Consider the following 14,362-nt stretch of genomic DNA (forward strand, 5'->3'; position numbering starts at 1 on the left):
GTTGAGGCATCCCACGTTTACTTTTGCTTTACAAGCTCAGTAACTTCTTCCGTAATCTCTTCTCCGCCCATACTCTTCCATTTAGCTACAAACGCATCAAAATCACTAAGCGGTGAATCACCCACAATGATATTTAAGAACGTCTCATTCTCCAGATTCTGCAGTTCCGACCATTTAGTCTTCATAAGTCGGGTGTTCCCATAAAAGACCCCACGCACTCCCTCTATAGCAGTTGAGGTTAACACAGCTACTCCATATTTATACGCATTCGCTGCTTTCCAGCCTTCTAGATCTTTTTTGGGCTGCTCTGTTTCCGCTACCCATTGATCATAAATGAGCCGGGTATCAGAATTTAATGTATCCGGGTCTATCTTTCCGTGCAAAGCCTGCTGGATATCAGCATAATGTTTCTCAATCGCATCCCTATAATCTATCAGAAGATCGAACGGATAATAAGCACGCAGCTGAATGCCTGTCTGCGCAGAGAAATCACCCAGCTTTTTTACCTCCTCTTGATTAGGATCCTGTCTTCTTTCGAGTCTTGTAAACACGTTTAATTGCTTGATTACAGCCTCAGGATGTTCAAACCCTTTACGCACAACAAGATATCGATCTGTTACCGGCGCTAAATGAGCGACAAACTTACCGGAATCGTCAACTGGAGCTGCATATGCTCTCCATTCTGCCTTCGTATCCAAAGCCACTGCCTCTGATAAAGGATAATAAGGCATCCACCAAGGACCAAAAAACATCCCGGATTTACCTGTAATAATAGGCTCCTGAGTTTCCTTATATAGTGCAAAGTCCGGATCCAGCAACCCGCGTTTATACCAATCAGCAAGTTTAGCAAGCGCTTGTTTGGTCTCTGGTGTAATGGAGCCATACACGATATTGCCGTTGTTATCCTTAATCCAATTCGTGGGGAAAGCGTGAAATGCACTAAACACAGCATCCAGACCATTAACTAATGGTTTAGTTCCATATACGATATTTTTGTAGCCGCTTAGACCGACGGTATCTCTTTTTCCATTTCCATCAGGGTCTTTTTCAATAAAAGCTTTGGCAATTTTCTCGATGTCTTCAAAAGTTTGAGGAGGCCGCAGCTCCAGCTTCTCCAGCCAATCCTGACGTACCCAGAGCAGCACGGGAGAGTCAGCATCAATAGCTACATTCGGTAATCCATATAGTTTACCATCGCGGGAAGCGTCCTCTAATGCCTCACCCTTTGTAGAATTGTACATATCCTTGATAAGTTCAGATCCATATATTTTATAAGTCTCTGTCAAATCTTCAATCATATCATTATCAATTAATTTCTTCAGTTGATCACGATCCACAACCATGGCATCAGGCAAATCGTTGCTATCAATGGCAAGCTGTACCTTTTGCGTAAAAGCATCCTCACCCTTCGCTTCCCAGGAGTGAACCACTTTTATATTCGTAATGCTCTCTAAATAACGGGTGATTGGATTGTTATCGTTGCTGTCACCTGTATTAAGTCGCGAGTCGGGAACCTTAAACCCTACTCGGATCACAATCGGATCCTCATATTTGCTATAAGCAATAGAAGTATCTTCATCCCCTGCCTGAGGGCTTGCAACCGAATCTACAGTACCGATATTGTCACGACATGATGTCATTCCAATAACCATAAACACTAGGAGGATAGATTTCCAAAATTTCATATTTGGTTTTTCCCCTCCACACGGAATTCACTTGGTAATTTACCAATACGTTCTCTGAACAATCTGCTGAAATAACGATCATCCTCAAAACCTGACCGCGAAGCAATCTCACAGACGGGAAGTGTAGTCTCCAGAAGCAGTGATTTGGCAAGCTCCAGCCGCATTCCCCGTAAACATTCACCAAATGTCTCTCCGGCAAAACGAGCGAAACATTGGCTGAAATAACCACGGCTCATATTAATGACGGCTGCTACGTCGCTCTGATTGATTTTGTCACCTGCATGGCTCTGCATATAACGAACTGCGCGAATAAGACAAGACATAACCTCTTTAGTTAATCCAAGCTCCAGCATTCTTCGTCCCACATGATCAGAAAATCGCCGCAGCCAGTTCTTCCAATGGCACCAGTTCAGATTATGGGAAATGTCCCTTTCCAGTTGAGCAGCATCTTCAGGCTTTAATAGTAAAGAACTCCAGCTTTGTATTAGAGAGTGTGCAAACGCCAGAAACTGATCAGAACGGGGTTTCTGCTGAAGTATGTTTGCTACAAATTTCTCCCACTCATTTCCATCAATTGTCCACTTCAAATTCTGTGCTTGCTCCAGCAGATTATCCGCCTCTTGTTTTGAGTAGGGAGCCGCTGGTTCCTTCTTTATGTCTTCATATTTCAATGAGGTCAAATCCTCAGGTTCAGGATGATAAAATAGAATACGGCGTAATTTCGCAGTGAGCTGTTCCTCCAGTTCCTGCAAGGGTTGATCTCTCAATCCACTGATCAGCGCGGTCTGCCATCGTCCGGATAGCTGGATCTTAAGCTCACGTTTGCTCTCATCTATTGAGAAACGATGTAATAAGGGCGACATCCACATCTCATGAAAAGTAATGAGCGGATTATTTTTCACGCTGGACAGCTGAAATAATTCTTCTTCATTGCATTGATGATTTAGTGGCAAATACAGCAGAGCCTTATCAGCAGCCATACGTTTACTTTCCCCACGAACCAGAGCATCCCGTGTATTGTCCTCCCATTTAATACGATCAACAAGACGTCTGATGGTTTCATCCGCATTTTCCATCTCAAGCAGTGTTTTTACAATATAGTCAACGGCTCCTAAACGCATAGCCTCCTGAACATAGTCAAATTCATGATGACAAGTAAGAACAACACAGCGAATGCCTGCGAACCGTTGTCTAACCATTTTAATGAGCTCGAAGCCTGAAATGCCTGGCATGGTCAAATCCACAAATAATAAATCTACTTCCTGCTGTTGAAGCAGCTCCAAAGCAGATTTACCATCACCTGCCTCCCCAACTATAACAATCCCTAAGGATGACCAGTCGATCAGGGATATGAAGCCTTTTCGCACGAGTCTCTCGTCATCGACAACTACAGCCTTAATCATCGAAGTCCTCCTTACCTTTCCTCGGAATCACAATGGATACAACCGTACCTTCTCCTGGCTTACTGAACATCTCTAGCTTCATTTGTTCTCCATAATAGGTTCTAAGCATCCGGTTCACATATGAAAAACCAATTCCAAGTCCCCGTTTTTTCGCTCCATCATCAGACAACAGCTGATCTAATGTATCTGCATCCATCCCAGCGCCATTGTCTCTCACACATAGCTGAACCTCTCCTTCACCATGTTTCGTTATCTCAACATCTACCTTGCCATTATCGCTTAATCCATGATAAATCGAGTTCTCCACCAGAGGCTGAAGCAAAAATCTCGGGACAGCCACAGACAATACATCCTCATCAGCTTCAACGTTAAATTCAAATTCATAATCATAACGAATACGCTGCAGCTCCATATAATTTCGAATCGCTTCAATTTCCTCGCCAATGGTAACAATGATGCTTTGCTTTCCCAGATTATAATGCAGCACCTTTACAAGAAGAGTGACCAGCTTGTCGATCTCCTTCTGGCCGTTTAGCCGGGCCATCCACTGTACCGTATTTAAGGTATTATGCAAAAAATGAGGATTGATCTGGCTGAGCAACTTCTCAATCTCAAATTGGCTTTTCTGTTTCTCATTATGGGCAACCGCAACAATCAGCTCATTCACCTGTTTTTTCATCTGCTGAAAGTTGGTAAGCACGAAATCAAATTCTTCCACATTCGTATAGGCTACCGGAGCGGTAACATTTTCCGCCATTCGGTTGATTTCAAGGTTGACCTTACGCAACGGACCATAAATTTTCCTCCAGATGATCCAAGCCAGAAATCCGGCAAAAAGAAGGGTGGAGAAGGCAAGTAAGATCATTTTATAAAACCAAGAGTAAATTTCACTGTTGAATTCTGATTTTTTCACAACAGCAATAAGTTTCCAGCCCTGAGGACTCGCGTAACGAAACAGATGATATCCGCTTAGCGTTTCATGGGTGAGATTGGAGTTGCTTCCCGCAGCTTTAATAATACTTAGCGGAAGTTTGCCATCGATCACTTTTGTACTATTACCTTGCTGATTGACCAGCAGATGATTTACTTTCATCCCGTAGGACTCCTGATTGAAGATTTTGCGAAACAAACTATAATTCGTCTCCAAATAAATATAAAGCTTATGCTGGCCCGGCACACGGACAATCCGCTGCTCCGAGAATACGAGATTATCACCAACAGCGTACATAGTGGGATGTGGTCCATAATAGTCAGCCCCGTTATATCGCATAAAAGACGGCAAAGTACTGATATCAAAATTTCTGCGTGCGCTCATGTTGGTGAACAGAACGGGATCATCGCTGTCCGGCATAATGTAGGCTGTAAGTCCAATATAAGGGTTCGTAAAATTGACTAGATTGATCTTCTGGTTGATGGAATTCATCATTTGCGATTTGCGAAAAATTTGTTTTTCCTGAATAAATGAGGACATCTCCTGCACAATCTGACCGTCCAGAGCAAACTGTTTGGAGGCAAAATCCATATTGTCGATGGCATTCTCCAGGCTTGAGGCTTCCTGTCTCAGACTAGCGCTGATCCCGTTGCCAATTTTACCTGAAAGGATGGAGTAAATAGAGGTGTAGGTTACGAATCCTACTAAGAGAAGCGGAAGTAGTGTTCCGATTACTAGATAGATAAATAAGGTATTGCGTAAGGATTTGACAGCTGGAGTATGACTCCGCAGGGGTACTCTTACCATCTGGATTATCCTCTTCTTTCTATCTGAAAGCGTTTTATATTAATGTGAGAATACCACATTTATCCCTAATTGAATAGAATAAGGCAGAACAGCCTCCACGCCGCCCCGCCTTATTTTATAGTTACTAGCCGTGTTTATTTAACGCTTTTACGGGCCTCGAACAATTCCTCAGCCTTTTTAATCGAGAAATCCATAACTTCAGAATACCCAAGACCATTTACCTTATCATGCATTTCTTTATTCAATTTATCGTATTCCGCTTGATCTTTAGCAAAGACCATTTTCCAGGAAATCTGTTGAATAACCGTACCGATTTGTTTATTCTTTTGTTCCACTGTTTTATCCATGGTTAATGGCTCTTTGCCAGTGAAGCCTTGTGGTGCTACAGCCAATAGATTGTTTTTCTCAAAATACTCCTTAGGAGTCAGGACGCCCATTTTCGCTCTCCAGTCACTATCAAGCTTGGATGGGTTACGCTCTAGGGTTGTTGTCCACAGATTATGATCGAATGGCTCACTATTCTCTGGATTCACCATCGCCGGAACCACAAACGAGAAGTTCATTTGATTGGAGCCATAGTAGTAGTCACCCCCGCCGTATTCAGCAGGAACTTGAGTATTCTGTTGATCAGTATAAGCTTTCCAACCAAAATCAGTCACTGCAGGTTTGCCGTTTGCATCAATGTCCCAAGTCAGACCTTGAGGTCCGTTAGGTACTGCTGTACCACTTCCTGCAGAGATCATTGCACCTTCCGGTGTGTACATCCAGTTAATGAATTCCATAATTCTAGCAGGCTCCTTAGCTTTTGCGCCGATTGCAATAATACCGTTACCACCGTAAACATTGAACCCTGTGGAATACATCAATTCATCTTTGAACGGAACCAGCGCAAAACCTTTACCTTCGGCTGTTCTTTCTGGTGTATTGTAGTTAGCAGCTCCAAGCCATGGGAACCAAGAGAACAATAGACGACCATCTTTGTATTTCGCAACAACATCGTCAAATTTTTGCGTCATAGAGTCCGGATCAACCAGCCCCATCTGGTTAGCTTCAAAATACAGTTTGAGCGATTTCATGTACCAGCTATCTTCGGATAAGAAGTCATAATACTTTTCTTCATCTGCCTTAACATACACAGCAGTATCAGGAATTTCGTCATAGCCCATCATGTTAGCGAACTGTTTAGCCAATGTCATTTTATAGTTGCCATCCCAATCAGACCACATCGAGAAGGCATAGGTTTTTTTGCCTTGTTCATTCTTAGGCTCGAGCTCTTGCATTTTTTTCAGCACAGGCAGATAATCTTCAATCTTTGTAATTTCTGGCGCTCCAATTTGTTGGTAAAGATCAAAGCGCAGGTCTGGACCCCAAGTCATATCTTTTCCTTCAGAAGGTCCGGATGGGTTAGAAGCTACGCTGTTCCCCATACCAAAGACTGATGATCCACCGCCAAAAGCTACCTTTGCTTTCTCAATAGCTTTTGGAAAAGTGCTGGAAATGTCTTTTCCGTATTTGTCCAAAAGACCGTCCTGTGTCCAGTCCAAGAGCAGCTTTCCTTTGATGGCGTTTGGATAGTGGTTCTTGTCGTCACCGAAAATGATGATATCTCCAAGATCTCCGGAAGCCATCATTGCAGAGATTTTGGTATCTCCACCAGTCAGGTTTGAAGCTACAATGTCCATTTCGATGTTGAACTTATCCTTGATGATTTTTGCAAACCATCCGGTCTGTGGACCGGCATAGTTAGCGGTTGTTGAGAATACAGTCAGCTTCAGCGGCTTGGAATGATCAAGCGCTCCGTCATCCGGTGCTGCTGTCTCTTCCGCCGGGGCATTCGTGGCAGCCGACGTAGGTTTCTCTGTGCTCGTGTTTTTGCCCGAGTTAGCCGCATTATTCCCCCCGCCACATGCTGCAAGAACGAAGACCAGAATTACGGATAGCATGACAAGCGATGCTCTTCTTAATCTCATTGCTTTATACCCTCCCTTTCATCTCTTCACTTATAGTTCAACTCTGCTTATAACAGAGGAAAACCCAGTTCTAGTCCAGAGCGGCCACCCATCAGCCTTTAACCGCACCGATCATAATTCCTTTGACGAAAAAGCGTTGGAAGAACGGATACACGATCAAAATCGGCAATACGACGATCATCGTTACAGTCATCCGCACAGAGGTTGGAGTCTGCATATTCGCTGCACTAGCGGCCATATCTGGCGAATTACGAATTAAGGCTGCGAGCGAGCTGGATTCGTTCAAATAACGCCATAATAAGAACTGGAGCGTAAAGTATTTCGTATCTGTCATCAGAAACGCCGTATCAATAAAGGCATTCCACTGATTCACCGCTGAGAAAATCGTAATCGTAGCCAAGATAGGTGTTGTAAGAGGAACAATGATACTCCAGAACACCCGGAAGTAACCTGCTCCATCCATTGACGCCGACTCCTCAAGTGAGGGAGGAATAGCCTCGACGAAGGTTTTGACCAAAATGATATTAAAAGGAGTAATAATGGTTGGCAAAATATAAGCCAGGTAATTATTAGTCAGATGCAAGTTATGCATGGTGATATACCATGGGATCAGCCCTGCACTGAAATACATCGTAACTACAACACTGCGGTACCAAATACTCCGGCCCCACATTTCCTTTTTGGTGAACAAGTACCCAAGAAATGCCGAAGATCCAACGGTGAGCAAAGTACCAACAACTGTTCTATAAATAGAGACTGTAGCCGCATGACCTAAACCACTGATTCTTAGAACCTTACTATAGTTATCAAAATGGATCTGCCTTGGATAAAATTTGATATACCCTGCTGCGCTAAGATCATTCGAACTGATCGTATTAATGAACAAATAGTAGAATGGATAAATGCATGACAGGGTGAACAATCCAAAGAGTGTGTAGATAATAATTTGAAAGATTAATTCTCCAGAAGTTAGTTTTTTCTTTCTCAAATGGGATCACCCCTGCCTTAAATGATAGATTCGTCACGCACCATCTTGGATAATGTGTTTGCCGCGAACAGTAGAATTACACTAACAACCGACTTCAGCATACTGACAGCTGTGGCAAACGGAAAGTTGTTAGCGAACGCAATATTGTATACATAAAGATCCAGCACTTCTATGGAATCTTTATTCATCGCATTTTGAAAGGCAAAGTACTGCTCCATCCCGTTATTGACCAGGTTACCTATGGAGAGCAGCAGTAGGACAAAGAAGGTTGGGATAAGACCCGGAATGGTAATATGCCAGATTTTACGGAACCGGCTTGCACCATCCACCTCTACGGCTTCATACAACTCCTGATCAATGCCTGCGATTGCAGCAAGATAGAGAATGGCACCCCAGCCTAACGATTTCCACCAATACCAAATGATCATCGTGACCCAAATATTCGAGCTGGAGGCTAAAAAGTTATAACCCTCATCAACGATTCCAAGCTGCACTAAAATGTGTGTGATGACCCCGTTATCAACGGAAAACAACGAGAAGGCCAATGCATATACCAGAATCCAGCTGATAAAGTTCGGAATCGTGGTTAGCGTCTGCACCATCTTGCGATACCAGCCTGACTTAATCTCGGTCAGAAAAATCGCAAAGATCACTGGAAATATTGAGGTAATTAGTCCAAGTGAACTCATGGCAAGAGTGTTCTTCAGCACGCGCACAACCTCTGCGGTCTGTGTTGGATTGGATACAATCGTCTTGAACCATTTCAACCCGACATATGGCGTGTCAGACAACGGTATTCCGGGAATGAAATCATAAAATGCATAAATCCATCCGCTGATCGGCAGATAATAGAAAATAAAGGTGACAACAAGAAACGGAAAAGCCATGAAGAACAACTTATGTTTGTTCTTCATCTTCCAGCGGGATCGATGAACCGGATCGACGCTGGGAAGTAATTCACCAGAAGGTACCCCCATGTCGGAATCTCCTATACCCAGATTTTGATTACGTTTTCATAGTATCAGAACCTTTACGTATGACGAGATAGATCACAGAACGGCCTCACTGGAGAACCGTCTGATGCTTGTGAACCAAATTCGCATCTATTTCGACCATTTTCTACCTAATCGCTGTAGGTCTAGTAATGGAGAGCCTACATGCCTTTTGGCTTATAAAAAGCGGCAGGATGACAGGGAATTCCCGTCATCCTGCCGCTGATGGATATGCTTTGTTAAGGGTCGCTATGTCTGCTACATCAACTATGGTGCGCTTTGTCCTCTTCGTCTGCCACATCAACTGTGGTGCGCTTTGTCCTCTTCGTCTGCTACATCACCTACGGTGCGCTTTGTCCTCTTCGTCTGCTACATCACCTACGGTGCGCTTTGTCCTTTTCGTCCGCTACATCAACTATGGTGCGCTTTGTCCTCTTCGTCTGTATGGTCTTTCACACTTCATAGTTTTGGCATCGGACCCAGATGCACTTATTTCCGGAATTCAGCGCTTTTCATCGTGCTATCGGACTCAGGTGCAGCTATTCACACAAATATAGTCCAAATATGAGCAAATTCATGCCGATAAGAGCTATACAGTCCGAAAATACGGCAAAGTTGCTCAAAAATCAGCAATAGCGACTATACGGTCCGCAACACTCCATCCATCATTCTTGGGCACCCTACTATCACGTCTCCATCACATTTGCTCACGCTGTCGGACCCAGATACACTTATTTCGGAAATCCATCGCTTTCCCTCATGCTGTCGGACTCATTCTTGGATCCATCAAATTTGCTCACGCTTTCGGACTCAGGTGCACTTATTTCCGGAATTCAACACTTTTTCTCGTGCTGTCGGACTCAGGTGCAGCTATTCACACAAATATAGTCCAACTGCGAGCAAATCCGTGGCAATAAGAGCTATACAGTCCGAAACTACGGCAAAGTAGCTCAGAAATCAGCAATAGCGACTATACGGTCCGCAACACACTTCATGCAGCAAAATCAGGCACTCTTCTCTCGAGAATTCATCGCATTTGCTAATACTGTCTGACTCATTCTTGGATCCATCACATTTGCTCACGCTATCGGACTCAGGTGCACTTATTTCCGGAATTCAACACATTTTCTCGTGCTATCGGACTCAGGTGCAGCTATTCACTCAAATATAGTCCAAATAAGAGCAAATGCATGCCGATAAGAGCTATACAGTCCGAAACTACGGCTAAGTAGCTCAAAAATCAGCAATAGCGACTCTACGGTCCACAACACTCCACCCATCATTCTTAGGCACACTTCTATCGAGGATTCATCACATTTGCTCATGCTGTCGGACCCAGGTGCGCTTATTTCCGGGTTTCAACACATTTTCTCGTGCTATCGGACTCAGGTGCAGCTATCCACACAAATATAGCCCAAATACGAGCATATGCATGCCGATAAGAGCTATACAGTCCGAAACTACGGCAAAGTAGCTCAAAAATCAGCAATAGCGACTATACGGTCCGCAACACTCCACGCATCATTCTCAGGCGCACTTCTATCGAGAATTCAGCGCACTCCCTCATGCAGTCTGACTCATTCTTGAATTCATCGCATTCCCACCTGCTGTCTGACTCATTCTTGAATCCATCGCATTCCCTCATCCTATCGGACTCAGATGCTCTTATTTCCAGAATTCAGCGCATTTATTCACCTTCGTACTCAGCTCCCTTACTTCGAGGGTTCATGCTCATTTGCACTCCCAACCACACATAAAAAAGCAGCCTCTCAAATGAGAAGCTGCTCCATCACTTTACAACCCTAGTTTGTTTACAACCAATTCAATGCATTCCGCATAATGCGCACTACATTCCGCTCGTCATTCGAATGCCCGCGCCTTCCGCCACTGCCTAATGCCCGGGCGTCTGAACTTCCCCCTCCGCGGAGGCATCCATTTTCTGGCGCCCCATAAAAAAGGAGGCCAGCAAAGCTAACGCAGCAGGAATAACCGCCCAAGCGAAGGTGTTCGCAATGGAAGAGGAAAGTCCCTCTGTAATTTTGCTCAAAATTTCCGGTGGAATCAGTGCTCTAGTCTCAGGCGACAGCAGAGAATGCGGATCTTTAAAATCCATAGCCCCAGCAGCCCCCGCAGAAGCAGCTCCTCCTCCATTTGCTGTGAGTAACTTAGTTAGACTGCCCGAGAAATAATGACTTTGAATAATGCCAAATGTGGTTATTCCGATGGTCATGCCAAGCGAGCGAATGAAATTCAGTGTTGCGCTGGCGGAGCCGCGTTGCTGCGCAGTCAGACCATGAATAGCTGCTGTGCTTAACACAGAGAAGGAAGCGCCGATGCCCAATCCGATTAAAATCATATACAAGGTAACCAAGAGACGTGAAGCTTCCGGAGTAAGCGTTGCTACCAGTCCTGTGCCGATCACCAAAAGTACAAACGTAGGAATCAGCAGATTGCGGTAACTGGTTTTTGCCATCAGGAATCCTCCCGTTGTGGCGGTAATTACTGAGCCGACCATCATCGGCAGCAGGACAAGTCCTGAATTGGTAGCCGAACCCCCTAATACACCTTGGATAAAGATCGGGATATATACGGAAGCCACGATAAATGCAGCACCACTAAATAGCGCGCACAGAATGCTGACGGCGTACAGTCTTTTTTTGAATAACGCAAAGGAAATGATCGGCTCTTTCGCTCTCGTCTCTACAAAAAGGAACACTGCCGCCAATATAGCAAAAGCTGCAAATAAGCCGAGGATCATCGATGAGCCCCAAGCGTATTCTTTTCCACCCAGCTCCAACGCAAACATTAAGCAGATGACAGAGCCCAGCAATGTGCCCGCACCCAGCCAATCAATAGGTTGTTTGGAATGCTCATGTGACTCTTTATAAAAGAAAACGACCATCACAAAAGCCAACAGTCCAAGCGGTAAGTTAATATAAAATATCCACTGCCAAGCAATATGATCGGTGATATACGCGCCTAGCAATGGACCAAAAATACTTGATAATCCAAATACCGCACCAAATGCACCGCCCAGCTTGCCCCGTGTCTCCAGCGGTACGGCGTCGAACATTATGGCAAAAGCAATCGGCACTAGCGCGCCGCCTCCAATTCCCTGAATCGCCCGATAAGCAGCCAGCTGAGTAATCGTATCTGCCGTCCCGCAAAGCGCTGAACCCGCCATAAATACAATAATCCCAAAAACAAAAAACTTTTTACGCCCATACATATCAGACAGCTTGCCAAAGATAGGCATCCCCGCCATCTCAGCTACGAGATAAGCTGATGTTACCCAGACAAATTTGTCCATACCGCCTAGTTCCCCAACAATATTGCCCATTGCTGTAGCAACGATGGTGCTGTCCATGGAGGCCATCAGTATTCCCAACAGCAGACCTGCGATTACAATGCCCAGATTGGGCGCTTTGGCAGCACTCATTTATTCCACTCCCCATTGTCAAAAGATCTATAACTATGTGTTACAGCTTTACTTGATGCCTCACTATTGCATTCTTGTGAATCTCCAAAGCACTACGGTATTCCACAGTATCAATCTCACAGTCCACACCGATGATTACCCGATCTCCTCTGACAATATTTGCTTTTGTATTATTCAGCTCTATCGTATCGCCTTCAATGAGCCCAGCCTCAAAAAGCACTTTAGGATTCTGCTTCATCAAATGCAGGAATTTTCCGGTCTTGCTTTTTTTGATCGTTAAAGCACTGCCTCCAACCTCTTTCGCTCTACTTAGACCATATAAATTGATCTCCAGTTGCTCCGCACTTAGCAGTCCTGCCACATTGAGAGCCCCCGAAATACGCAGATGTTCACCTTCACAATCACCATTAACCTCCAAATTACCGTTAAGATGAATATCGTCGATTTTTACGGAGGCTGCTTTAATTTCCCCCTGCCCCCGCAAGGAATCCCCTTCAAGATTACCCATAAGTGTCATCTCACCGGTTATTTTCATTTTGGTCATTAGCAGGTTTCCATCTACCCTTGCATTTCCAGTCAGGCTCAACTTCTCACAATCTACATCCCCTGCAAAATGACCTTCCCCAGTAACCTTAATATCCCGAAAAAAGCCTCCCGCTGAGGTCGTTGTGCCCATTATTTTCAAATTACTCCGAATTGTTTCTTCAGTCACCGATCTTCTCCACCTTTCCAACCTTTGCTTCAGGATGTACTGTAATCTGATCACGATACTCTATCCGCTCAACAGTACAGCCTGGACCTACAATCACAATATTGCCCCTGATAACATCAGCCGTTGTATATTCCAAATCAATAAAATCTCCTTCAATAGTCCGAGCCCGCAGCTCCGATCTTAATTTAGGGATGATTCCACTTAACATTTTGCTCCAGACTCCACTATTCGTTTGCCGGATCACTAGACTCTCCACACCAATTTCATGCGCCTTTCCCTGCCCTTGCAGTTTGAAGTCTACATGTCCTGCACTAAGTAAACCTCCGACACTAAAGCTTCCTTCCCCCGCAAAATCCTCAAGCTCACAATCACCCTTGATATTCAGCATTCCATGAAGTGTGCAGCTTTCTCCCCGAATGCTCTCCCCGACAGTAATCATTCCGTCCACTTTTAGGGAGTTAAAACGCAAATGGCCCAGCACTTTCATCGTTCCATTGCATTCCGCTTCTTCCGCCGAGAGATCATTCTTCAAATTCATATGCCCGTTTCCTTTAAAAATTCGCGTCACGATGGGTCCCGTTACTTTGCCTACACCATCGATTCGCACGCTGTTATAAGTACCTCCGGCCCCCCCGCTGACTCCGTTTATAATCAGATCCGGCAGCTCTCGTTTGTCCATTACACTACCCCCCCTATTCAACAAGCTTAAAAGCAAGCTTACCTTTCAATTGTTCTATTACATCTGCACTGAGTATTTTACTGACCAGCTTTACCCCTTCATCGAACCATAACTCCGCTGGTGCCTGAGCCAGAATAAAGGATGACACCCCCATTTTGCGGATAAAAAATAACTCCCAGCTGCCACTCTCAAGATTGGAGGCTTTATCCATTAAGGTTCGAAACAGCAGCTCTGCTTCCTCCATACTCATCTCCCCTGCACTAAGCAGGCGGTCTACAGCCAATAAATAAGTGAGCTGATCGAAGCTATATCCATTCTTGACACCGAGCCTCTCTCCAAATTTCCCCAGCGTCATCGACGAAACAATGTTACGTTCTATAATTTCCGCAGCAGATATACTTACTCTGTCAAAAGAAGCCTTATCTGATAGCTTATCAGCCATTTCATCCAAAGAAAGTCCATCTTTCATATTCACAATATTATCGATACGGGACAAAATCATGTCTTTTGGAAAAAAAGTCTCCTGTCCAGTAAACGTAGATTTACGGATAAACCATTCCTCTGGAATCAACTGCTTCCGCTTCCAGCGGTACAATTGCCCATAGGATATACCGGTTAAATCCAATAGCTGCTTCTTTGAGATCAAATCCTCTTCCATGCTTATCACTCCTTGAAGCCATCGTAACATAACACTGTTACGTTGTAAAACCAATAAATTAAACTCCCCTCATACCTACCTACGCTAGTAACCATCGT

Annotated in this window: 10 protein-coding genes; all 10 read right to left on the reverse strand. The window is 44.4% G+C overall.

What is annotated here, in order from left to right:
- Positions 1–17: 17 nt before the first annotated feature.
- The 10 genes from MHH50_RS20275 to MHH50_RS20320 all read right to left on the reverse strand — a co-directional run bounded on the left by MHH50_RS20275 (position 18) and on the right by MHH50_RS20320 (position 14,294).
- On the reverse strand, positions 18–1,685 hold the full coding sequence (locus MHH50_RS20275) for an extracellular solute-binding protein (RefSeq protein WP_076305544.1): 1,668 nt from the start codon (positions 1,683–1,685) through the stop codon (positions 18–20).
- The gene (locus MHH50_RS20280) at positions 1,682–3,088 is read right to left on the reverse strand and encodes a response regulator (protein ID WP_340033317.1); all 1,407 of its coding nucleotides are present in this window, start codon (positions 3,086–3,088) and stop codon (positions 1,682–1,684) included. Before MHH50_RS20280 ends, MHH50_RS20275 begins: the two co-directional genes overlap by 4 nt.
- Positions 3,081–4,826 (reverse strand): sensor histidine kinase, encoded by a 1,746-nt coding sequence (locus MHH50_RS20285; protein WP_076130772.1) that lies wholly within the window; start codon positions 4,824–4,826, stop codon positions 3,081–3,083. Before MHH50_RS20285 ends, MHH50_RS20280 begins: the two co-directional genes overlap by 8 nt.
- A 134-nt stretch (positions 4,827–4,960) precedes the next feature.
- The gene (locus MHH50_RS20290) at positions 4,961–6,796 is read right to left on the reverse strand and encodes an ABC transporter substrate-binding protein (protein WP_076190503.1); all 1,836 of its coding nucleotides are present in this window, start codon (positions 6,794–6,796) and stop codon (positions 4,961–4,963) included.
- A 91-nt stretch (positions 6,797–6,887) separates the two neighbouring features.
- Positions 6,888–7,784 (reverse strand): carbohydrate ABC transporter permease, encoded by an 897-nt coding sequence (locus MHH50_RS20295; RefSeq protein ID WP_036685756.1) that lies wholly within the window; start codon positions 7,782–7,784, stop codon positions 6,888–6,890.
- Between the two features lie 17 nt (positions 7,785–7,801).
- Positions 7,802–8,761, reverse strand: coding sequence for an ABC transporter permease subunit (locus MHH50_RS20300; protein ID WP_076130774.1), 960 nt, complete (start codon positions 8,759–8,761; stop codon positions 7,802–7,804).
- A 1,906-nt stretch (positions 8,762–10,667) separates the two neighbouring features.
- Positions 10,668–12,215: an MDR family MFS transporter gene (locus tag MHH50_RS20305; protein WP_340033318.1), complete on the reverse strand. Its 1,548-nt coding sequence runs from the start codon at positions 12,213–12,215 to the stop codon at positions 10,668–10,670.
- Between the two features lie 40 nt (positions 12,216–12,255).
- Positions 12,256–12,927 carry a hypothetical protein gene (locus tag MHH50_RS20310; RefSeq protein WP_076278768.1) on the reverse strand — a complete coding sequence of 224 codons (672 nt, stop codon included), beginning with the start codon at positions 12,925–12,927 and terminating at the stop codon, positions 12,256–12,258.
- Complete coding sequence (locus tag MHH50_RS20315; protein WP_076130804.1) at positions 12,920–13,606, reverse strand: hypothetical protein; 687 nt, start codon at positions 13,604–13,606, stop codon at positions 12,920–12,922. Before MHH50_RS20315 ends, MHH50_RS20310 begins: the two co-directional genes overlap by 8 nt.
- Positions 13,607–13,619: 13 nt before the next feature.
- Positions 13,620–14,294 (reverse strand): YhbD family protein, encoded by a 675-nt coding sequence (locus tag MHH50_RS20320; protein WP_340033319.1) that lies wholly within the window; start codon positions 14,292–14,294, stop codon positions 13,620–13,622.
- Positions 14,295–14,362 lie beyond the last annotated feature (68 nt).

Origin of the sequence: Paenibacillus sp. FSL H3-0302, from assembly GCF_037982245.1 — a bacterium.
GTDB lineage: Bacteria > Bacillota > Bacilli > Paenibacillales > Paenibacillaceae > Paenibacillus_AQ > Paenibacillus_AQ odorifer.

Bases quoted from the DNA above. Each gene is read 5' to 3' on its own strand.
- MHH50_RS20315 (WP_076130804.1), bottom strand. From the start codon at position 13,606: ATGGACAAACGAGAGCTGCCGGATCTGATTATAAACGGAGTCAGCGGG.
- MHH50_RS20285 (WP_076130772.1), bottom strand. From the start codon at position 4,826: ATGGTAAGAGTACCCCTGCGGAGTCATACTCCAGCTGTCAAATCCTTA.
- MHH50_RS20320 (WP_340033319.1), bottom strand. From the start codon at position 14,294: ATGTTACGATGGCTTCAAGGAGTGATAAGCATGGAAGAGGATTTGATC.
- MHH50_RS20280 (WP_340033317.1), bottom strand. From the start codon at position 3,088: ATGATTAAGGCTGTAGTTGTCGATGACGAGAGACTCGTGCGAAAAGGC.
- MHH50_RS20290 (WP_076190503.1), bottom strand. From the start codon at position 6,796: ATGAGATTAAGAAGAGCATCGCTTGTCATGCTATCCGTAATTCTGGTC.
- MHH50_RS20300 (WP_076130774.1), bottom strand. From the start codon at position 8,761: ATGGGGGTACCTTCTGGTGAATTACTTCCCAGCGTCGATCCGGTTCAT.
- MHH50_RS20275 (WP_076305544.1), bottom strand. From the start codon at position 1,685: ATGAAATTTTGGAAATCTATCCTCCTAGTGTTTATGGTTATTGGAATG.
- MHH50_RS20305 (WP_340033318.1), bottom strand. From the start codon at position 12,215: ATGAGTGCTGCCAAAGCGCCCAATCTGGGCATTGTAATCGCAGGTCTG.